The sequence below is a fragment of the Pseudoxanthomonas sp. G3 genome, from assembly GCF_057654715.1.
Genome location: NZ_CM172805.1, coordinates 3,435,724 through 3,455,865, shown reverse-complemented (window position 1 = coordinate 3,455,865; position 20,142 = coordinate 3,435,724). Strand labels below are relative to the sequence as shown.

General features: G+C 67.7%; 18 protein-coding genes and 1 pseudogene. 7 read left to right on the top strand and 12 right to left on the bottom strand.

Annotated features, from left to right (window positions below; all coding sequences use genetic code 11):
- Positions 1-96 precede the first annotated feature (96 nt).
- Positions 97-1,944 carry an ABC transporter ATP-binding protein gene (locus AC23D6_RS16600; RefSeq protein ID WP_487750308.1) on the bottom strand — a complete coding sequence of 616 codons (1,848 nt, stop codon included), beginning with the start codon at positions 1,942-1,944 and terminating at the stop codon, positions 97-99.
- Positions 1,945-2,049: 105 nt separating this feature from the next.
- A complete protein-coding gene (locus AC23D6_RS16595) occupies positions 2,050-2,190 on the bottom strand; it encodes a hypothetical protein (RefSeq protein ID WP_487750307.1) in 141 nt (46 codons plus the stop codon).
- 334 nt (positions 2,191-2,524) lie between these two features.
- Here AC23D6_RS16595 and soxR point away from each other — a divergent pair, with 334 nt between their 5' ends.
- The 3 genes from soxR (at position 2,525) to AC23D6_RS16580 (ending at position 3,918) form a co-directional block, all read left to right on the top strand.
- The gene (soxR, locus tag AC23D6_RS16590) at positions 2,525-3,001 is read left to right on the top strand and encodes a redox-sensitive transcriptional activator SoxR (RefSeq protein WP_487750306.1); all 477 of its coding nucleotides are present in this window, start codon (positions 2,525-2,527) and stop codon (positions 2,999-3,001) included.
- Positions 3,002-3,074: 73 nt separating this feature from the next.
- Positions 3,075-3,305: an SHOCT domain-containing protein gene (locus AC23D6_RS16585; RefSeq protein WP_487750305.1), complete on the top strand. Its 231-nt coding sequence runs from the start codon at positions 3,075-3,077 to the stop codon at positions 3,303-3,305.
- A complete protein-coding gene (locus AC23D6_RS16580) occupies positions 3,295-3,918 on the top strand; it encodes an HAD family hydrolase (RefSeq protein ID WP_487750304.1) in 624 nt (207 codons plus the stop codon). The genes AC23D6_RS16585 and AC23D6_RS16580 overlap by 11 nt, the downstream gene beginning before the upstream one ends.
- Before the next feature lie 84 nt (positions 3,919-4,002).
- Here AC23D6_RS16580 and AC23D6_RS16575 read toward each other — a convergent pair whose 3' ends face one another.
- On the bottom strand, positions 4,003-5,055 hold the full coding sequence (locus tag AC23D6_RS16575) for an oxidoreductase (protein WP_487750303.1): 1,053 nt from the start codon (positions 5,053-5,055) through the stop codon (positions 4,003-4,005).
- A 172-nt stretch (positions 5,056-5,227) separates the two neighbouring features.
- On the opposite strand from AC23D6_RS16575, the gene AC23D6_RS16570 reads away from it, so the two are divergent.
- Positions 5,228-5,584 carry a BON domain-containing protein gene (locus tag AC23D6_RS16570; RefSeq protein ID WP_487750302.1) on the top strand — a complete coding sequence of 119 codons (357 nt, stop codon included), beginning with the start codon at positions 5,228-5,230 and terminating at the stop codon, positions 5,582-5,584.
- A 117-nt stretch (positions 5,585-5,701) separates the two neighbouring features.
- Positions 5,702-6,250, top strand: coding sequence for a lipocalin family protein (locus tag AC23D6_RS16565; protein WP_487750301.1), 549 nt, complete (start codon positions 5,702-5,704; stop codon positions 6,248-6,250).
- Between the two features lie 172 nt (positions 6,251-6,422).
- Here the strand turns inward: AC23D6_RS16565 and AC23D6_RS16560 are convergent, their stop codons facing one another.
- From AC23D6_RS16560 to AC23D6_RS16530, 7 genes are all read right to left on the bottom strand, one after another.
- The gene (locus AC23D6_RS16560; RefSeq protein WP_487750300.1) at positions 6,423-7,007 is read right to left on the bottom strand and encodes an acyloxyacyl hydrolase; all 585 of its coding nucleotides are present in this window, start codon (positions 7,005-7,007) and stop codon (positions 6,423-6,425) included.
- An 82-nt stretch (positions 7,008-7,089) separates the two neighbouring features.
- The gene (locus AC23D6_RS16555; protein WP_487750299.1) at positions 7,090-8,505 is read right to left on the bottom strand and encodes an efflux transporter outer membrane subunit; all 1,416 of its coding nucleotides are present in this window, start codon (positions 8,503-8,505) and stop codon (positions 7,090-7,092) included.
- Positions 8,499-9,248, bottom strand: a complete 750-nt coding sequence (locus AC23D6_RS16550) for an SDR family oxidoreductase (protein WP_487750298.1) — start codon at positions 9,246-9,248, stop codon at positions 8,499-8,501. Before AC23D6_RS16550 ends, AC23D6_RS16555 begins: the two co-directional genes overlap by 7 nt.
- A 27-nt stretch (positions 9,249-9,275) precedes the next feature.
- The gene (locus AC23D6_RS16545; RefSeq protein WP_487750297.1) at positions 9,276-12,446 is read right to left on the bottom strand and encodes an efflux RND transporter permease subunit; all 3,171 of its coding nucleotides are present in this window, start codon (positions 12,444-12,446) and stop codon (positions 9,276-9,278) included.
- Between the two features lie 90 nt (positions 12,447-12,536).
- Positions 12,537-13,739: an efflux RND transporter periplasmic adaptor subunit gene (locus AC23D6_RS16540; protein WP_487750296.1), complete on the bottom strand. Its 1,203-nt coding sequence runs from the start codon at positions 13,737-13,739 to the stop codon at positions 12,537-12,539.
- Between the two features lie 131 nt (positions 13,740-13,870).
- Positions 13,871-14,674: an SDR family NAD(P)-dependent oxidoreductase gene (locus AC23D6_RS16535; RefSeq protein WP_487750295.1), complete on the bottom strand. Its 804-nt coding sequence runs from the start codon at positions 14,672-14,674 to the stop codon at positions 13,871-13,873.
- Positions 14,671-14,943, bottom strand: a complete 273-nt coding sequence (locus AC23D6_RS16530) for a hypothetical protein (protein ID WP_487750294.1) — start codon at positions 14,941-14,943, stop codon at positions 14,671-14,673. The genes AC23D6_RS16535 and AC23D6_RS16530 overlap by 4 nt, the downstream gene beginning before the upstream one ends.
- Positions 14,944-15,469: 526 nt before the next feature.
- Here AC23D6_RS16530 and AC23D6_RS16525 point away from each other — a divergent pair.
- Both AC23D6_RS16525 and AC23D6_RS16520 read left to right on the top strand, forming a co-directional pair.
- On the top strand, positions 15,470-16,501 hold the full coding sequence (locus AC23D6_RS16525) for a LysR family transcriptional regulator (protein WP_487750293.1): 1,032 nt from the start codon (positions 15,470-15,472) through the stop codon (positions 16,499-16,501).
- Positions 16,502-16,752: 251 nt separating this feature from the next.
- Positions 16,753-17,295: a hypothetical protein gene (locus AC23D6_RS16520; RefSeq protein WP_487750292.1), complete on the top strand. Its 543-nt coding sequence runs from the start codon at positions 16,753-16,755 to the stop codon at positions 17,293-17,295.
- Positions 17,296-17,523: 228 nt separating this feature from the next.
- On the opposite strand, the gene AC23D6_RS16515 is transcribed toward AC23D6_RS16520, so the two are convergent.
- Both AC23D6_RS16515 and AC23D6_RS16510 read right to left on the bottom strand, forming a co-directional pair.
- Positions 17,524-17,859 (bottom strand): OmpA family protein, encoded by a 336-nt coding sequence (locus tag AC23D6_RS16515; RefSeq protein WP_487752668.1) that lies wholly within the window; start codon positions 17,857-17,859, stop codon positions 17,524-17,526.
- A 60-nt stretch (positions 17,860-17,919) separates the two neighbouring features.
- A pseudogene (locus AC23D6_RS16510) lies at positions 17,920-19,947 on the bottom strand (sodium-translocating pyrophosphatase); the annotation flags it as partial.
- Positions 19,948-20,142 lie beyond the last annotated feature (195 nt).

Here is a 20,142-nt window from a genome sequence, read left to right as displayed (position 1 = left end):
CCCGTATCAGGTACGGGGCAGGCTTTCGGCACCCGCTCCCCGTTTCACGGGGAGAGGGGGCGTGATCGTCTCCCCACCGCGCGGGGGAGGAGGACATCAAGCCTCGACATCCTCCAGATCCACGCCGATGAACCCGCCGGACTGGCGGCGCCACAGTGCGGCATACAGACCGTCCTGCTGGAGCAGTGCCTCGTGGCTGCCGCTTTCGACCACGCGGCCGCCGTCCATCACGATCAGCCGGTCGAGCACGGCGATGGTGGACAGGCGGTGGGCGATGGCGATGACGGTCTTGCCTTCCATCAGCGCGTACAACTGCTCCTGGATCGCGGCTTCGACTTCCGAATCCAGCGCCGAGGTCGCTTCATCCAGCACCAGGATCGGCGCGTCCTTCAGCAGCACGCGGGCGATGGCCACGCGCTGACGCTGGCCGCCGGAGAGCTTCACGCCACGCTCGCCCACCTGGGTGTCGTAGCCGCTGCGGCCCTTGGCATCGGTCAGCCCGCGGATGAATTCGTCGGCATGCGCACGCCGTGACGCGTCCAGCAGGTCCTCTTCGGTCGCATCGGGCCGGCCATAGCGGATGTTGTCGCGGATCGAGCGGTGCAGCAGCGAGGTGTCCTGAGTGACCATGCCGATGTTCCGGCGCAGCGATTCCTGGGTGACATGCGCCACGTCCTGCCCGTCGATCAGGATGCGCCCGCCTTCCACGTCGTAGAAGCGCAGCAGCAGGTTGACCAGCGTCGACTTGCCGGCGCCGGAACGGCCGACGATGCCGACCTTCTCGCCCGGCTTGATCACCAGCGACAGGTCGTCGATCACCCTGGCTTCGCGGCCATAGTGGAACTTCACGTGCTCGAAGCGGATCTCGCCCTGGGTGACCACCAGATCCTTCGCGTCCTTCGCATCGGCGATGGCCAGCGGCTGGGCCAGCGTGCCCATGCCGTCCTCGACCGTGCCGATGTTCTCGAACAGGCCGGCCACCTCCCAGAGGATCCAGTCCGACATCGAGCGGATGCGCATCACCAGCGCGATGGCCACCGCGATCGCGCCCATCGAGATCGACGCCTGCAGCCATGCCCAGATCGCCACGCCCGCCACGCTGGCCAGCAGGAACGCGTTGAGCGTGTGCAGGCTGACGGTCAGCTGGGTGACCAGCCGCATCTGCGCGTGCACGGTGACCATGAACTCGTCCATGGCGCCACGTGCGTAGTCCTGCTCGCGCATGGTGTGGGCGAACAGCTTGATGGTCTGGATGTTGGTGTAGCTGTCGACGATGCGGCCGGTCATCTGCGCGCGCGCGTCCGACTGCGCCATGGACACCTTCTGCAGGCGCGGCACGAAGTGGAACACCAGCAGCAGGTAGCTGACCAGCCAGACGACCAGCGGCAGCACCAGCCACACGTCGGCCTGCGCCACCAGCACCACGGTGCCGACGAAGTAAACGACGACGTAGACGAACACGTCCATCAGCTTCATCACCGTCTCGCGGATCGACAGCGCGGTCTGCATGACCTTCTGCGAAATGCGGCCGGCGAACTCGTCCTGGAAGAAGCCCACGCTCTGCCGCAACAGGTACCGGTGCGACAGCCAGCGGGCGATCATCGGGTAGTTGCCGAAGATGGTCTGGTGGATGATCAGCGACTGCACCAGCACCAGCAGCGGATAGGCCACCAGCACCAGCACGCCCATCCACAGCAGTTTCTGGCCGTGCACCTGCAGGAAGCCGTCGCGGCCGGTACTGCCCATCCAGTCGACCAGCTGGCCCATGTAGTCGAAGAAGGTGATCTCCAGCGCGGAGATCACGCCGGTCAGTACCGACATCACCACCAGCCACGGCAGCAGCGGGCGCGAGTAGTGCAGCAGGAACGGCAGCAGCTTGCGTGGCGGTGTGGTGGGCTCGCCCTTCGGGTACGGATTGATGCGGGTTTCGAAGAATCGGAACATCAGGTCGGTCCATCGTGGGCGCGCATCGGCGCGCCGGGAAAACGTACCGGCTCAGCCGGCGGGATAAGGCCAAACTGCACGCGCCTGGCGGAGCGCATGGCCGAATCAGGCCAGCGGGTCCAGCATGCGGCGGCCAGCGCGTTCGCAGGCATCGCGCTCGCGACGGCTTCGGGTATCGAAGCGGTCCCACGCCAGGGTGAAGTACACGCCGTCGCGGATCGGCACCGCATGCAGGCCGCAGAACACGTGCCGCTGCTGTTCCGCCGCGCGGATACCGCCACTGTGGTCCCCATTAGCGGCGTACTCGACCGTTTGGCCTGCCAGTGGGCCTGGACCGAATCGATCACGACTACAACGCGGACGCCCATGTCAACGAGAAGCCGCCGTGATTGTACTCCGGCACTACCCTGACGAAGGCGTCGGCGCGCCAGACGCGGTGTTGCAGATTCACCCGATCCGCGCTCGGCGCGCGTGCTGCCGTACAGCAGGGCCAGGTGGAGAGGATAGGGCATGGGCGCCGCGGCTTGCAGGACAGGGAAGCGCAGGGTAGAACCTCAACCATTCTTGAGGTCAATGCGTCATGCCTGGAAAACAGCATTCCCAACAGCATTCTCCCATCGAAACAGAACTCACCGTCGGCCAGGTGGCCGCACGCGCGGGCGTCGCCATCTCCACGCTGCACTTCTACGAGTCCAAGGGCCTGATCCACAGTTGGCGCAACGCCGGTAACCAGCGCCGCTATCCGCGCGAAGTGCTGCGTCGCGTGGCCGTCATCAAGGTCGCCCAGCGCACCGGCATCCCGCTGGCAGAGATCCAGGCCGCGCTGTCGTCGCTGCCGGAGAACCGCACGCCCACCGCCGCCGACTGGAAGAAGCTCTCCGCGCGCTGGCACGCCGCCCTCAATGCCCGCATCGCCAGCCTCACCCGCCTGCGCGACCAGCTCGATGGCTGCATCGGCTGCGGCTGCCTGTCGTTGAAAGCCTGCCCGCTGCGCAACCCGTGCGACGAACTGGGCGATGAAGGGCCGGGTGCGCGGTTGCTGGAAACGACCGGGTGACGTGGTCGCCTGGTCCGATGTCCATGGCTAGAATCGCGAAAGCAACCTACGGGCCGTAACGGGGAGTAAAGGCATGGGCGGTATCAGCGTGTGGCACTGGATCATTCTGTTCGTGTTCTTCGTGCTGCCTATCCTGGCTGTTGGCGGCCTCGGCTACTTCCTCATCCGCAGATCGAGGGCCGGGGCGGCTCCGGCGCCGACGACCGAATCCCGGTTGCAGCATCTGGATCGACTCCGTTCCAGCGGGGCGATCACGGAACGCGAATTCGACGAACGCCGGAAGGCGATCCTGCGTGACGTCTGAGCAAACGCAAGGTTCCGGATCCCAGGACCTCGCGCTCTTCGACTTCGACGGTACGCTCACCACGCGCGAGACGTTTCCGGAATTCATGCGCTACGCAGTCGCGCGCGCGCGCTTGATCGCGGGCGGCGTGCTGTTGGCGCCGGTGGTGTTCGGTTACCGGCGTGGCTGGGTGGCGGGCAATCCCACCCGGGCCAGCATCGTGCAAGTGGGCTTGCGGGGCGTGGATGCCGCACGCCTGCGGGCACAAGGGGAAGCATTCGCGCGCGAGGTGTTGCCGGGCGTGCTGCGCCCCGAGGCGATGGCGCGGTTGGCGTGGCATCGCGATCGCGGCGATCGCGTTGTCGTGGTGTCCGGCGGACTCGATGTCTACCTCGCGCCGTGGTGCGCGGCGCAGGGGGTCGAACTGCTGTGTTCGGTGTTGGCCGAACGCGATGGGCGCATCACCGGCTACGCCGGGCCGCAATGCGTCGGCGAAGAGAAGGTGCGCCGCGTGCGCGCACTGTGCGATCCGCAGGCCTATGCCGCCATCCACGCCTATGGCGATACGCATGAAGACCAGGCGATGCTGGCGACGGCGCACCACCGCACCTATCGAGGGCAGTCGGTGGACTAAGGGGTTTGCGGTTGTGGGAGCGACGTAAGTCGCGAAAGCGGAAAGCAACGGACTTTCGGTGCAAAGAGGCTTACCCGTCGCGACTTACGTCGCTCCCACACCGACAGCCTGTTCCCGGCGTTCCTCACTGCTCCGCACCCCCAGCTCGATCAGCCGCATGACGTCCAGCGCCTGTTGGGGCGTGACCGGGGGTGAAGTGTCGTGCAGGACCGCATCGCGCATGGCGGCGTAGTAGCGGCGGTAGTCGCCGGTTTCGGCATGGGCGACTTCAGTGACGAGGCGGTCGTCGCGCTCGTGCACGATCTCGCCGGCGCGCGTGTCCACGCCCCAGCCCGGCGCGCCGGGCACCACGCCTGCGCGCAACTGGTCTTCCTGCACGTCCAGGCCGTGCTTGAGGTAGCTGCCGCGCGTGCCATGCACGGCGAAACGCAGGCCGTTGCCGGCGACCAGCGTGCCGGCATGCAGGTGCACGCGATGGTGGGGGTAGCGCAACGTCGCGTGGGCGTAGTCGGGGGCCTGCGCGCCGTCGCGCAGGCGTGCGATGTCGGCGCTGATCGCCTCCGGCAGGCCGAAGAGTTGCAAGGCTTGGTCGAGCAGGTGCGGCCCCAGGTCGTACCACAGACCTCCGCCGGGCGCGTCGCGTTCGCGCCAGCGATCCTGCACGACGGGGCGGAAGCGATCGAAGTGCGAGTGGAACTCCGCCACCCGGCCGAGCGTGCCGTCGCCGATCAGGCGCTGGACGGTGAGGAAATCGGCATCCCAGCGCCGGTTCTGGAAGACGCTGACCAAACGGTCCGCACGCGTTGCCGCGTCGATCACCTGCTGCGCTTCCTGCACCGTCAGCGTGAATGGTTTGTCGACCACCACGTGCTTGCCCTGCGCGAGCGCGGCGATCGCCAACGGCGCATGCGAGTCGTTGGGCGAGGCGATGACGACGAGCTGGATGTCCGGATCCGCGAATGCGGCATGCGCATCCTCGACCACGCGCACGGCCGGCCAATCCGCATGCACCTTGCCGGCGTCGCGCGAGACCACGGTGTACAGAATCAAACCGGGCGTGGCCTGGATCAGCGGGGCATGGAACACCTTGCCGACGAAGCCGTAGCCGACGAGTGCGGCGCGAAGGGGAGCGCTCATGCGGGCGTGTGCGAAGAGAAGGTGAGTGCATCTTAGGCGCTTCCTGCCGACGGATCACGCGTGCGCGTCGATGAATCGTGCGCAACCGCTAACTGAACATCGCGGTATCTTTCACGTGCGCTCTACGGGTGCGCGCCGAGACTGCGCGTGCGACATGAAAAGGAGGATTCCCATGAAGCATGTATCCCATCGTTCGATGTTCACCGCCGCACTGGCGACGGCCCTGCTGTTCTCCGCCGGTCACGCGCTTGCGGATAATCCGCCGCCGAACGAGCCCGAGGAGAACACGCAGAACGACTCCTCGCAGCCCGTGGGCGATACCTGGATCACCACCAAGGTGAAGGCCGACCTGTTGGCCACGGAGAACGTCTCCGGCCTCGACATCAAGGTCGAAACGGTCGACGGCGTAGTGACATTGACGGGCGCCGTCGCCAGCAAGGCGCAGAAGGACAAGGCCGTTGCAGTGGCCAAGCAGATCAAGGGCGTCAAGCGCGTCGATGCCAGCGGCCTCACGCTCGCCGCGAAGTAAATCCCGACAAGGTGTGGCACGGAGCGGGCGCATCCCAGCGTAGGATGCGCCCGCTCCTCCGTCATGGGCGCGGCCGCCGCCCAGCCAGGCTGTCCATCCGTTACAAGGAGCGAACCCATGAACCGTCTTTCTCTCATGCGCGGCCTGTTGTCCGCGTCGCTGGCCCTCGCCAGCGCCGGTGCCCTCGCGGCAGAACCGGTCACGTCGGTGCCGGAATTGGATATTTCACGCTATGCGGGCCAGTGGTACGAGATCGCGCACTTGCCGATGTCGTTCCAGAAGCAATGCGTGGGCGATATCACCGCGAGGTATTCGCTCGATGCGCCTGGCAGGATCGGCGTGCTCAACGCCTGCAGAACCCGGGATGGCGGTACCGACCAGGCGCAGGGCACGGCGCGTCCGGTGCCCGGCCATCCGGGCAGACTGGAGGTGCGTTTCGCCCCCGACTGGCTGTCGTGGCTGCCGTGGGTGTGGGCCGATTACTGGGTGATCGCGCTGGATCCGGGCTACCAATGGGCGGTCGTCGGCGAACCCGACCGCGACTACCTGTGGATCCTGTCGCGCGAACCGTCGATGGACCGCACGCAGTTCGAGCAGCTCAAGGCGAAAGCCGAGGCCATGGGCTACGACCTGTCACCGCTGATCGTGGCGGCGCCGCTGCGTTGAGTCGCGCTTGCCGACAGGCGTGGGAAGAACAGGTGTGGGAGCGACGTAAGTCGCGATTTGGCGGATCACCGACCTGGCCGGAGGGCGGGAGTGTTTTTCGCTCCAATGGAGCTCCCGCTATCCGATGCTTCCATCGCGACTTACGTCGCTCCCACAGGGAAGCAGTCCGCGCTCAGAACCGCTGCGTATAGCGGAACTGCAGGAAGTTCTCGCCCGGGTTGGGTTTTTCGATGCGGGCGTTGGAGAAGTGTTGTACGCGCAGCGACCATTCGTGCTGCTGGTCGGCACCGAAGCGCTTGCCGATGGCGAGGTGGTCGCCGAAGTTGAAGGTGGTGCTGAATTCCTTCTTCCGCGTGTCGTACTTGGGGAAGATGACGTTCAGGCCGATGCCGCCTTCGATGAACCAGCCGTTGTCCCAGCCGTTCGGGCGCCAGCGCACCGCGGGCGTCACGCCCACCTGCGTGCTGTTCTGGCTGTCGCTGTGCCAGCGTCCGACCTCGCCCTGCCACTGGCCACTGATATGGCCGTAACGGTACTGCTTCTCCCATCGCCAGTCGCGGCTCATGCCGACGGTGAGCGACTGCGCGTCTTCGGCGACACCGCCCTGGACGAACCAGGCGCTGCGCGGTTCGGCGGCGAAAGCCTGCGCGGCGGCCGTGACCAGGAGAGCGCCAAACGCCAGCCGGGGCAGTGCGCGGCGGAGGGAGGAGGAAAGGGAGGAGGGGAGGAAGACAGCGTGAGGGTGTGCAGCGGACACGGGTGACACTCGAAAGGGGAAAAGGGACCGCGCCCCTGCAGGGCGCGGCATTCAATGCATCATCGGAAGAGCCGCGGAAGAATCAGGGCTGCGCCGCCAGCGCAGGTGCGACATCCTGTTCGCCCCAGCCGCCCAGCGACTTGTAGATCGCGACCACGCCCACGTTCACGCCTGCCTCCGCCTGTGCCAGCGCATCGTCAGCGGCCAGCTGGGTACGCTGGGCGTCGAGCAGGGTGAGGAAGTCCGACGAGCCGGCACGATACCGGACTTCGGCCAGCTCTGCTGCACGGCGCGCGGCAACGGATTGTTCCAGCCTGAATTTCAGCTGGGCCTGTTGCTTGGCATAGGACAGCAGTGCGTTTTCCGTGTCTTCCAGCGCGCCCAGCACGGTCTTCTCGTACTGCGCGGCCACGCCGTCGGCCTGTGCTTCGCTCGCGCGCAGTCGCGCACGCACGCTGCCCATGTCGAACGCAGCCCAGCTGATCGAGGGCGTCACCTGCCACGCACGGTTGTCGCCGTTGAACAGGTTGCCCCAGCCGCCGGACAGGAAGCCGACGAAGCCGCGCAGGCTGACCCGCGGGAACAGGTCGGCGGTGGCGACGCCCACGCGCGCGGTGGCCGCGGCCAGGCGACGCTCGGCCGCGCGTACGTCGGGACGCTGGCGCAGCAACTCGGTGGTGTCGCCGATCGGCAGCGCCTTGGCGAATGCCGGGGCCTCGCGTGGGGCGAGCAACGCATCCAGTTCGCCCGGACGTTTGCCGACCAGCACGGCGAGGCGATGGCGCGCCTGGCCTTCGGCGGTTTCCAGCAGCGGCACTTCGGCTTCGACCGCTTTCACGCGGGCGAGGCTGCTCTGCACGTCCAGCTGGCTGCCGGCACCGAGGTCGAAGCGCGACTCGGTCAGGCGCTGGGTCTCGCCCAGGCTGACCAGGATCCGCCGCGCCACGTCCAGCCGCTTCTGCGTGCCGCGCAACTCGAAATAGTTGCGCGCCACTTCCGCGGCCACGGTCACCTGCGCCGCCTGCAGATCGTTGCGCTGCGCCTGCAGGTCGGCATGCGCGGCCTCGGCACTGCGGCGCACGCGGCCGAACAGGTCCAGTTCCCAGGCGGCGTCGAAGCCGGCCGAGTAGCTGTCGGTCTCGACGCGGCCCTGGCCCTCGACGGGCTGCTTGGTGCGCGTGCCTTCCACGCCGGCGGTCACGTGCGGCGCCAGGTCCCAGCGGCGCTCGGAGAACACCGCACGGGCTTCATCCACGCGCGATACGGCGATGCGGACATCCGGGTTGGCCAGCAGCGATTCGCGGACCAGCTGGTCGAGCACCGGGTCGTCGAACTGGCTCCACCACGCGGCGACCGGATGGTCGGCCACGTACTCGGCCGAGGCCGCGTGCTGCAGCGTGGCCGGCGCGGTCTGCGGCGCCACGTAATCCGGCCCCACGGTGACGCACCCGGCCAACACCACCGACGCGATGCCGATGACGAGCGGGCGGATCACCATGGCAGCACCTGGTCGAAGTAGTAGTAGCCGCCGGTGGGGCCGTCGTTGCCGATCAGGGCCAGCTGCACGCTGGTGCGCGCACCTTCCGGCACGGACAGTTCGCCGTTCTGCTGGTCGCCCGACTTGTTCATGTCGGTCTGCACGTAGCCCGGGTGGATGGTGTTGACCTTGATGCCGGTGTCCTTCAGCTCGTGGGCCAGGTGCACGGTCCAGGCGTTCACCGCGCTCTTGGAGACGTTGTAGGCCGGCACGCCCTTGAACTCGTAGATGAAGGAAGCCGGGTTCTGGTGCTCGGAGATCGAGCCCAGCAGGCTGGACACATTGACGATGCGGCCGGCGTCGGACTTGCGCAGCAGCGGCAGGAACGCCTGCGTGGTGTCGATCAGGCCGAACAGGTTGGTATCGAACGTGGTGCGCCAGGTCTCGAGCGACTGGCCGGAGACGCCCTTGCTGGCGTCGTCGACGAGGATGCCGGCGTTGTTCACCAGGATGTCGAGCTTGCCGTGGCGCGCTTCGACCTCTTTCACGGCGGCGGCGATGCTGGCCGAATCGGTGACGTCGAGGGCGATGGCCTCCACCGGCAGGCCCTGCGACTGCAGCTCGAGCGCGGCTTCCACCGCCCTGTCGCGGTTGCGGCCGGCGAGCAGGGTGTGGACGCCGGCTTCGGCCAGCTGGCGGACGGTTTCACGGCCGATGCCGCGGGTGGCGCCGGTGACCAGCGCGATCTTGGATGACGTGTTCATGGCTTTGCCTCGTGATGTGGGGATGGATCAGGAATGGGCATGCGCATCGGCCTGGGCCGGCGCATGGGAAACGAGCGGACGGTTGGCCAGCTTGCGCAGGGCCACATAGAACACCGGGGTCAGGAACAGGCCGAACAGGGTCACGCCGAGCATGCCGGCGAACACCGTGATGCCGGTGACCGAGCGGACTTCCGCACCGGCGCCGGAGGACAGCACCAGCGGCACCGTGCCGGCGATGAAGGCGACCGAGGTCATGACGATGGGGCGCAGGCGCAGGCGGCAGGCTTCCAGGGCCGATTCCACGATGCCCTTGCCCTGCAGTTCCAGCTCGCGGGCGAACTCGACGATCAGGATCGCGTTCTTGCACGCCAGGCCCATCAGCACCACCAGGCCGACCTGCACGAAGACGTTGTTGTCGCCCCCCATCACCCACACGCCGAACAGCGCCGACAGCAGGGTCATCGGGACGATCAGGATCACCGCCAGCGGTAGCGTCCAGCTTTCGTACAGCGCGGCCAGCACCAGGAAGGCCAGCAGCACGGCCAGCGGAAACACCACCAGCGCGGCCTTGCCCTGGGTGGCCTGCTGGTAGCTCAGGTCGCTCCAGTCGATGCCCATGCCGGGCGGCAGCACCTGCTGCGCCAGTTCGGTGACCTTGGCCATCGCTTCGCCGGAGGACAGCACGCGCGGGTCGGCTTCGCCCAGCAGGTCGGCGGCGGGATAGCCGTTGAAGCGGATCACCGGGTCGGGGCCGTACGTCTGCTTGATGTTCACCATGCTGCCCACCGGCACCATCTCGCCGTTGGCGTTGCGGGTGCGCAGGTTGGCGATGTCCTCGACGTTGTCGCGGAAGCCGCCGTCGGCCTGGGCGATGACCTGCCAGGTGCGGCCGAACATGTTGAAGTCGTTGACGTAGGCCGAACCCAGGTAAGTCTGCAGCGTGTCGAACAGCTCGGTCAGCGGCACGCCCTGCGCCTTGGCCTTCACGCGATCGACCTCGGCGTCCAGCTGCGGCACGTTGGCCTGGTAGCTGCTGATCGGGAAGCCCAGGCCGGGCGTCTGCGACGCCGCACCCTGGAACGCCTGCACGGCGCTCTGCAGTTCGCCGTAGCCCAGGCGGGTGCGGTCTTCGACGAACAGCGACCAGCCCGAGCCGTTGCCCAGGCCCTGGATCGGCGGCGGCATGAAGGCGAAGGTGAAGCCTTCCTGGATGCCTGCGAACTTCTGGTTGAGCTCGGCGGTGATCTCCGCCGCGCTGCGCGAGCGTTCGCTGAAGGGCTTCAGGGTGAAGAACACCACGCCGTTGTTCGGGGTATTGGTGAACTGCAGCGGGTTCAGGCCCGGGAACGCGACCTCGTTCGCCACGCCGTCGACTTCCTTGGCGATGGCGGCCATCTTCTTCAGCGTCGCATCGGTGCGCTCGATCGACGCGCCTTCCGGCATCTTCACGCCGGCGATCAGGTACAGCTTGTCCTGCACCGGGATGAAGCCGGCCGGCACCGTGCGGAACATCAGGCCCGCGCCGACCAGCAGCACCAGGTAGACGACGAACACCGCACCGCGTTTGCCGAGGGCACGCGAGACCGCGCCTTCATAGCGCTCGGAATTGCGCTTGAAGAAACGGTTGAACGGACGGAACAGCCAGCCGAACAGGCGGTCGATCAGGCGCGACGGCGCATCCTTCGCGGCATCGTGCGGCTTCAGCAGCTTGGCGGCCAGCGCCGGCGACAGGGTCAGCGAGTTGATCGCCGAGATCACCGTGGAGATCGCGATGGTCACCGCGAACTGCTTGTAGAACTGGCCGGTCACGCCGGTCAGGAACGCCATCGGCACGAACACCGCACACAGCACGAGCGCGATCGCGATGATCGGCCCGGAGACCTCCTTCATCGCCAGGTGCGCCGCCTCCAGCGGCGTGGCGCCGTGCTCGATGTGGCGTTCGACGTTCTCGACCACCACGATGGCGTCGTCCACCACGATGCCGATCGCCAGCACCAGGCCGAACAGGGTCAGCGTGTTGATCGAATAGCCCAGCAGGTACAGCACCGCGAACGTACCGACCACTGACACCGGCACCGCCAGCAGCGGGATGACCGAGGCGCGCCAGGTCTGCAGGAACAGGATCACCACCAGCACCACCAGCAGGGTGGCTTCCAGCAGCGTGCTGATCACCGACTTGATCGAATCGCGCACGAAGATCGTGGTGTCGTAGATCGACTGGATCTCCACGCCCGGCGGCAGGGTCGGACGGATCTCGTCCATCTTGGCCACGACGGCGTCGCGGATCTCCAGCGCATTGGCGCCGGGGGCCTGGAAGATGCCGATCGCCGACGCGTTCTTGCCATCGAGGCGGGCGCGCAGCGTGTAGTCGCCGGCGGCCAGTTCGATGCGGGCCACGTCGGCCAGGCGCACGATCTCGCCGTCGGTGCCGCTCTTCAACACGATGTTGCCGAATTCCTCGACGGTCTCCAGGCGGCCCTTGGCATTGATCGGCAGCAGGAAGTCGCTGCCATTCGGCATCGGCTCCGCACCCAGCTGGCCGGCCGAGACCTGCACGTTCTGCTCGCGTACGGCGCGCAGCACATCGCCAGCGGTCATGCCGCGCGCGGCCACCTTGTCCGGGTCCAGCCACAGGCGCATGGCGTAGTCGCCGCCGCCGAACTGCTGGGCGTCGCCCACGCCGGGGATGCGGGCCAGTTCGTCCTTCACGTGCAGGCGCATGTAGTTGCGCAGGTACAGCGAGTCGTACTTGCCGTCCTTGGAGGTCAGGTGCACCACCATCAGGAAGACCGGCGACTGCTTCTGCGTGGTCACGCCCTGCCGGCGCACGTCTTCGGGCAGGCGCGCCTGCGCCTGGGACACGCGGTTCTGCACGCGCACCGCGGCTTCGTCCGGGTCGGTCCCCGGCTTGAAGGTCACGGTCAGCGAGAGCACGCCATCGGAGCCGGCGACGGACTTGATGTACATCATGTCCTCGACGCCGTTGATCGCTTCCTCCAGCGGGGTGGCGACAGTTTCGGCGATGACCTTGGGGTTGGCGCCGGGGTACACCGTGCGCACGACCACCGAGGGCGGCACCACTTCGGGGTATTCGCCGATCGGCAGCAGCGGGATCGAGATCAGGCCGGCGGCGAAGATCACGATCGACAGCACGGCGGCGAAGATCGGCCTATCGATGAAGAATCTTGAGAAGTCCATGGGTGGATTTCCTGGAAAGAAGAAAGAGCGTCCCCGCCGCCTGCCGCCGGAACGGCAGGCGCGGGTTGCCGCGTTGCGGTGGAAAGCGCGTCAGTTCTTGGCGACGGCCTGGGCCGGCGCCTGTGCGCCCATCGCCACGGTCTTGGCGTCCACCGGCATGCCGGGGAAGAACACCTTCTGCACGCCGCTGACGATCACGCGGTCGCCGGCGGCCAGGCCCTTCTCGACGATGCGCAGGCCGTCGGCCATGCGGCCGACCTGCACGTCGCGGCGCTGCGCCTTGCCCTCCTTGTCGACCACGTAGACGTACTTGCGGTCCTGGTCGGTCAGCACCGCCTTGTCGTCGACCAGCGCGGCCTTGAACTGACCGCTGCCCAGCAGGCGCACACGGGCGTACAGGCCGGGGGTGAAGACGCGGTCGGCGTTGTCGAGTACGGCGCGGGCGCGGATGGTGCCCGTGCTGCGGTCGACCTGGTTGTCGAGGAAGTCGACCACGCCCGCATGCGGGAAGTCGCTTTCATCGGCCAGCGCGACCTGCACCGGCACCTTGCCGTCGCGCTCGCTCGGGCGTTCGCCCTTGCGGGCCATTTCCGCATAGCGCAGGAACGCGCGCTCGTCGGCGTCGAAGTGCACGTGCACCTTGTCCAGCGAGACCACCGTGGTCAGCACGCTGGCGGCGTCGCCGGCGCTGACCAGGTTGCCCGCCGTGACTAGCGCGCGGCCGGCGCGGCCGTCGATGGGCGCGCGCACCTGGGTCCATTCCAGGTTCAGGCGTGCGCTTTCGACGGCCGCCTGCGCCGCGGCGACGTTCGCCTGCGCCTGGTCGGCGTTGGCGCGGCGCTGTTCGTACTCTTCGGTGGACAGCGCCTGCAGGTCGGACAGGCGCTTGGCGCGCGAGGCCTCGCTGCGGCCGAGTTCGGCCAGGGTGCCGGCGCGGGCCAGTTCCGCCTGCGCGCGCGCCAATTCGGCGCGGTAGCTGCGGGCGTCGATGGTGAACAGCACGTCGCCCTTCTTCACTTCCTGGCCTTCGGTGTAGTTCACGCGGTCGATGTAGCCGGACACGCGCGGACGCAGGTCGACGTGCTCGATCGCTTCGACGCGGCCGCTGAACTCGTCCCACTGGCTGACGGTCTTGACCGGCACCGCGGCCACGCTGACCTCCGGCGGCGGGGGCGCGCCATTCTCGGCGGCCTGTCCGCTGCAACCGGCGAGCACGGCGATGGCCAGGGCACTGACGGCCCCCAGCGCCAGCAGGCGCCGCGAACCCGCGGTGAGAGAAATGTTCGTGTTCATGGGTGGTGGTCTCGTGGGGGAGAGGTGGGAAGGAGGGTGGCTAGGCTGCGACCTGAAGCGTGCTTGAGGTCAAGCGGGACGAATAGGAAGCTGATGCGGCAAGGACGGGGCGGGGCGGCATGGCGTGACACTCAGGCCGAGGCACGGCCGTTGCGGTTGGCGCCGGCGACCGCGAACAGGGTCTCTTCGAAATCGCAGGCCACGGTGCGCTCCGGCGGGTGCGCATCCTTTGCCGACCAGGTGACAATGGACGAGGCCTTGCCGGATCGCGTCAGCAGCGAGACCGCGCTGCGGCCCACGGCCAGCGCGCTCGGCCATTCGGCGCAGGCGTTGACGGCGTTCTCCGGCGTGCACACCGGTTTGTCGACCGAGAGCAACTGCACGCGCACGCCCAATGCATGCGCTTCCTCGTGCAGCACCTGCGCCAGCATGCGCATCGCCGCGCCGGTCACCGAGGCGTGGCCGTAACCGGACCAGCCGCGCTCGGCGTACGGACCGCCGATCAGCACGTAGTTGCCTGCGTGCTGGCCTTCGGCGAGCAGCGGCAGCAGGTTGCGCGCGGCGGCCAGATGCGGGATCAGGTCCGCTTCCAGCTTCTCCAGCAGGAAGCTCGCCGGACGGTCCAGCAGACGGCCGCTCTGCAGCGGCGTGCCCATGCTGGCGAATACCGCGCGCAGCGGCCGGCCGCGTTCGCGTACCTGCTCGGCCAGGCGTGCCGCATCGCGGTCGTCGTGGATGCACGGCGCGTGCAGCAGCTCCAGGCCCGGTTCGTCCTCGAAATGCTCGGCCAGTGCGCTCATGCGCGGGCCTTCGCGGCCGACGGCGAGCACGGGGCTGCCGGCTTCGAGCAGCGCACCGACCACGCCGAAGCCGACGTTGCCGCCGGCGCCGAGGACCAGCGCGCCGGGCGTCAGGTGGTCGCGACCGAGGCTCATGACCGGCTCCGCGTGGCCAGCGGGACGACGCGCGCGCTGCTGCCGGCGGCCTTCACCCGCAGGCGCGAGCGTCCGTTTTCGACGAACGCGCGCGGCGCGGTGAATTCGCGGAACCCCATCGCCTTGCCAGCGAACAGGGCGCGCGACACCGGCCGGCCCGTCGCGGGGGAGAGCGACGACGGGGCGGCCGCTGCGCGGAAGAGGCGGGCGACCACGCGCACACCGGCGTCGAGCCAGCGCTGCGCGGCGCGGAGAAGGGATCGGGGCATGCCGTGCAGTGTGGCGACGGCCCTCGCAGGGCCGATATCCGGATCCTGCGCCGCGCTTGCACGATCCTGCGCGCTGGCCACGAATCCCTGGCAGCGACCCAGGCGCAGCGGAGTCGCCCCGGGGAGGTCGGCGCCGTCCGTCGGACGGCAGCGGGCTACTGTCCCGTTCATGGGATGAATACTCCCGCGACAGGGATAATCCCATTCGACGAGGCCAACCGTGCCAGACGGCGACCGGCGCTGACCACGCCGCCACGCTGGGAGCGGGGCGCCATCACCGGACCGGCAACTTCCTGTCGGATCAGGTGATTGGAGCGACGAAAAGCTTGGTAGGACGCGGCCTGCTGGGAGGCTGCGGGGTGTTCCAGGGTCTGGAAGAGCCGGGCGAGCAACATGGCGGGGAAACCCAGGCGGGGACGATGGAAGGCACGTTACGCCTCCAATGAGGACTTGATTAGTCCTGATTTAGGGGAATAATCATCCCGTCAGCGGGCCAATGTCCCGCGTCCCCCCTGGAGCCCGATCGATGAGCCACGATCTCAACGACACCCTGATCTTCGTCAAGGTGGTGGAACAAGGCAGCTTCGTCGCTGCCGCCAACGCGCTACGCCTGCCGAAGACCACGGTGAGCCGGAAAGTGCAGGAGCTGGAAACCCGGCTCGGCGCGCAACTGCTGCACCGGACCACGCGCAAGCTCGGACTGACCGAAGCGGGCAACGTTTACTACGAGCATTGCCAGCGCATCGCGCGCGAACTCAACGAAGCGGCCAGCGCGGTGAGCCAGCTGCATGCCGGCCCCCGCGGCTGGTTGCGCTTCACCGCACCGTATTCGATCGGCATCGACAAGATCGCGCCGCTGCTGGGCGAATTCCATGCGCAGTACCCCGAGATCCGCGTGGAGATGCTGCTCGCCAACGACAACCTCGACCTGATCTCCGGCGAGATCGACGTGGCGTTGCGCATCGGCAGCCTGCCCGACTCCAATCTGGTCGCTCGCCGGCTGAGCACGTTGCGCACGCAGGTGTACGCCAGCCCGAAATACCTGGCGCGCTACGGCGAACCGCTGCATCCGGACGACCTGCAGCACCATCGCGTGCTGGCGATGCAGAAGCACCGTCGCGGTAACGGGTGGGCGATGACCTTGCAGGGCACCGACGGCGAGCATGACTACCCGGTCAATCCCATCCTGGTCGCCAACGATCCTGCCGCGTTGAAAGGCGCGTTGCTCTGCGGCGAAGGCTTGATGCTCGGTGCCGACGTGATGGTCAAGCCATACCTGGAGCAGGGCCACCTGCAGCGCGTGCTGGCGGGGTGGACGGGACCCGAGTACGAGTTCAACGCCGTGTTCCCGCGCGGCCACGTGCAATCGCCGAAGGTGCGCGCGTTCGTCGACTTCCTTGTCGAGCGGATGAAGTTCGACGTCGACTACATGATGGAGCACTGCCCGGTCTACCTGAAGCAGCAGGCCGAGGCCCGGGCGGCGGCGGAAGCCGCGCCGGAAGTCGAAGCCGCGGCCGCGGCGGTGGGACGCAAGGTGCTGGCCGACGTGTTGAGTTGACCGGTGCCAACGGAATGGCGGCCCATCGACAGGCCGTCATCCCGGCGCAAGCCGGGACCCCCGCGTAGTTCGCAGGCACTCGGGTATCCACACACATCACCGGGTGCCGGCCTGCGAGGGGACGACGGCTCGCTAACGATTCCCGAACGCAAGCTGTCGCCGGGCTGGCTAGGATGGGACCGCATCGTCGGAGTTTGGCAGTCGCCCTGGACGGGCCGTCGCACCGCGTCCCCCTGACAGGAACCCGCACGATGAAGACACTGATCGCCGCGCTGACGGCGCTTTCGCTGGCGGCCTGCGCGCCGGCCATGCCCGATCCCGACGCTTCGGTACCGGGCGCGGCCTCCGCCAATGCCGCGGCAGAGGCGACCCCGACCAAGGCTCCGGTTCCCGCCGTCGCCGAGGTGGTCGACGATCCTGCCGCGGTGAACCAGGCGATCGACGAAGTGCTGGGCGACCACGTCCGCTACGAAACCGTCATCCGCCAGCTGCAGCAGTCGGTCGCCGCACGCGATGCCCCCGCCGTCGCGGCGCTGGTCGACTATCCCTTCACGACGGTGCGCGACGGCGAGCCGCTCAAGCTCGCCGATGCCGAGGCCTTCGTGCGCGAGTACGACCGCATCGTCACGCCGGCCATCGCCGACGCGATCACCAAGCAGAAGTACTCGCAGCTGATGGTCAATTACAAGGGCGTGATGTTCGGCAACGGCGAGGCCTGGGTGAACGGCATCTGCCGCGACAACGCCTGCAAGGAGGTCGACGTCCGCGTGGTGGCGCTGCAGCCGACGTCGTGAGCTCCACGGCGCCACGGGAGGAGCGACGTGAGTCGCGACCGCGCGGCCTCGCATGTCATGGCGCATGGGACAGGCAGTATGCGAGAAGGCAAGCGTTTCCCTGCATGAATCCTGGCAATGCTCGCGGACGCGGACAGATCGCGGTCGCAACTTACGTCGCTCCTACAAGAGGCGACAAAAAAAGGGCGGCCACTGGCCGCCCTTTTCGTTGACGCATCGTGCGGGCGCCTAGTCCACTTGCACATCCACGCGCCGCGCTTCGTCGGCATCACCGCTGCCGGTGGTCTGCATCGGCTTGTCCAACGCGATGCGTTCGGATGCCACGCCGTTGACCACCAGCCATTGCTGGATGGCTTCCGCGCGCTGTTTCGCCAGGGCCTCATTGGCCGCGGCATCGCCGCTGGCGTCATGGAAGCCGGAGACGCGCACGCGCGCGGCGGGATCGGCGCCCAGCGTGCCCAGCACGCCGGCCAAGCGCGCACTGGTGTCCGACGGCACCACCGCCGATCCGCTGTCGAACAGGATGCGCGCACTGCGTCCCTCCACGACATCGCCGGCTGACATCGGGGCCGCATGCGCCGCCACGTCGTGCGAGGTCGCGCTGCCCAGCCAGCCATTCACCGGCAGCACCGGCACCAGCAGCAGGGCGACGATGTTGATGATCTTGATCAGCGGGTTGATCGCCGGGCCGGCCGTGTCCTTGTAGGGATCGCCGACGGTGTCGCCGGTGACCGCGGCCTTGTGCGCCTCGCTGCCCTTGCCGCCGTGGTGGCCGTCCTCGATGTACTTCTTGGCGTTGTCCCAGGCACCGCCGCCGGTGGTCATCGAGATGGCGACGAACAAGCCGGTGACGATGGTGCCGATCAGCAGGCCGCCCAGCGCCTGCGGACCCAGGAGCAGGCCGACGATGATCGGTACGATCACCGGCAGCAGCGAGGGCACGATCATTTCCTTGATCGCCGACTTCGTCAGCATGTCGACGGCCTTGCTGTAGTCGGGCTTGGCCGTGCCTTCCATGATGCCGGCGATCTCGCGGAACTGCCGGCGCACTTCCTCCACCACGCTGCCCGCGGCGCGGCCGACGGCCTCCATGGCCATCGCGCCGAACAGATAGGGGATCAGGCCGCCGATCAGCAGGCCGACGATCACCAGGTGGTTGGACAGGTCGAAGGTGAATACCGTGCCGGGATTCTCCGTCTGCAGGTTGTGCGTGTAATCGGCGAACAACACGAGCGCCGCCAGCGCGGCCGAGCCGATCGCGTAGCCCTTGGTCACCGCCTTGGTCGTGTTGCCCACCGCATCCAGCGGATCGGTGATGTTGCGGATTTCCGGCGGCAATTCCGCCATCTCGGCGATGCCACCGGCGTTGTCGGTGATCGGCCCATACGCATCCAGTGCCACGATCATGCCGGCCATCGACAACATCGCGGTCGCGGCGATGGCGATGCCGTACAAGCCGCCCAACGCGTAGGCGCCGAGGATGGCGGCGCACACCGCCACCACCGGCCACGCGGTGGAACGCATCGACACCCCCAAGCCGGCGATGATGTTGGTGCCGTGGCCCGTCGTCGACGCGGCGGCGACGTGCTTGACCGGCGCGTACTGCGTGCCGGTGTAGTACTCGGTGATCCACACGATGACGCCGGTGAGCGCCAGGCCGACCAGGGCGCAGAAGTACAGGTTCATCGCCCCGTAGGCCGAATCGGCCATCAGCTGCGTGGTGATCGGATAGAACGCGATGGCCGCCAGCACCGCCGACACGATCACGCCCTTGTACAGCGCGCCCATGATGGAGCCGCCCGCCTTCACCTTGACGAAGAACGCGCCGATGATCGAAGCGATGATCGACACGCCGCCGAGCACCAGCGGATACAGCACGGCGTGCTCGCCGGCCTGCGCGGCCATCAGGCTGCCCAGCAGCATCGTGGCGATGATGGTGACCGCGTAGGTCTCGAACAGGTCCGCCGCCATGCCGGCGCAGTCGCCCACGTTGTCGCCCACGTTGTCGGCGATCACCGCGGGGTTGCGCGGGTCGTCTTCGGGGATGCCGGCTTCCACCTTGCCCACCAGGTCCGCGCCGACGTCGGCGCCTTTGGTGAAGATGCCGCCGCCCAGGCGCGCGAAGATCGAGATCAGCGAGGAGCCGAAGGCCAGGCCGACGAGCGCATGCAGCGCGTCGGCTTCGGTATAGCCCATGTGCAGGTGGAGCACGGCGAAGTAGCCGACCACGCCCAGCAGGCCCAGGCCGACGACCAGCATGCCGGTGATGGCGCCGCCCTTGAAGGCCACGTCCATCGCCGCGCTCATGCCCTTGCTGGCCGCCTCGGCGGTGCGCACGTTGGCGCGTACCGAGACGTTCATGCCGATGTAACCGGCGGCGCCCGACAGCACGGCGCCGATCAGGAAGCCGATGGCGCTGGGCCACGACAGAAAGAAACCGATCAATGCGAACAGCACGATGCCAGCGATGCCGATAGTCGTGTACTGGCGGTTGAGGTAGGCGCTGGCGCCTTCCTGCACGGCCGCCGCGATTTCCTGCATGCGGCTGTTGCCGGCGGGTTGTTTCAGGATCCAGCGCGCGGCTACCACGCCATAGATGATCGCCACGCCGGCGCAGATCAGCGCCAGCGTCAAACCGTGTTGTTCCAGCATGACCCCTCCCAAGGTTGATGGATGTCGTCCAGCGAAGCGCGTGAACTTGCAACCCAATCCCGGTGGAGCCTGTTGAACGATTGAGCGCACTCGACCGCTGCGATGCCCTGCAGCTCGAAACCCTGTTCAGACGTCCCTGGAGCCGGCCCGAGTATGACCGGATGGCGTGCGCGCCGCCATACGTGACGGGCGGGT

Bases quoted from the DNA above. Each gene is read 5' to 3' on its own strand.
- AC23D6_RS16555 (WP_487750299.1), bottom strand. From the start codon at position 8,505: ATGGTGATCCGCCCGCTCGTCATCGGCATCGCGTCGGTGGTGTTGGCC.
- soxR (WP_487750306.1), top strand. From the start codon at position 2,525: ATGCCTGGAAAACAGCATTCCCAACAGCATTCTCCCATCGAAACAGAA.
- AC23D6_RS16565 (WP_487750301.1), top strand. From the start codon at position 5,702: ATGAACCGTCTTTCTCTCATGCGCGGCCTGTTGTCCGCGTCGCTGGCC.
- AC23D6_RS16600 (WP_487750308.1), bottom strand. From the start codon at position 1,944: ATGTTCCGATTCTTCGAAACCCGCATCAATCCGTACCCGAAGGGCGAG.
- AC23D6_RS16520 (WP_487750292.1), top strand. From the start codon at position 16,753: ATGAAGACACTGATCGCCGCGCTGACGGCGCTTTCGCTGGCGGCCTGC.
- AC23D6_RS16575 (WP_487750303.1), bottom strand. From the start codon at position 5,055: ATGAGCGCTCCCCTTCGCGCCGCACTCGTCGGCTACGGCTTCGTCGGC.
- AC23D6_RS16525 (WP_487750293.1), top strand. From the start codon at position 15,470: ATGAGCCACGATCTCAACGACACCCTGATCTTCGTCAAGGTGGTGGAA.
- AC23D6_RS16585 (WP_487750305.1), top strand. From the start codon at position 3,075: ATGGGCGGTATCAGCGTGTGGCACTGGATCATTCTGTTCGTGTTCTTC.
- AC23D6_RS16570 (WP_487750302.1), top strand. From the start codon at position 5,228: ATGAAGCATGTATCCCATCGTTCGATGTTCACCGCCGCACTGGCGACG.
- AC23D6_RS16535 (WP_487750295.1), bottom strand. From the start codon at position 14,674: ATGAGCCTCGGTCGCGACCACCTGACGCCCGGCGCGCTGGTCCTCGGC.
- AC23D6_RS16550 (WP_487750298.1), bottom strand. From the start codon at position 9,248: ATGAACACGTCATCCAAGATCGCGCTGGTCACCGGCGCCACCCGCGGC.
- AC23D6_RS16540 (WP_487750296.1), bottom strand. From the start codon at position 13,739: ATGAACACGAACATTTCTCTCACCGCGGGTTCGCGGCGCCTGCTGGCG.
- AC23D6_RS16515 (WP_487752668.1), bottom strand. From the start codon at position 17,859: ATGTCAGCCGGCGATGTCGTGGAGGGACGCAGTGCGCGCATCCTGTTC.
- AC23D6_RS16545 (WP_487750297.1), bottom strand. From the start codon at position 12,446: ATGGACTTCTCAAGATTCTTCATCGATAGGCCGATCTTCGCCGCCGTG.
- AC23D6_RS16530 (WP_487750294.1), bottom strand. From the start codon at position 14,943: ATGCCCCGATCCCTTCTCCGCGCCGCGCAGCGCTGGCTCGACGCCGGT.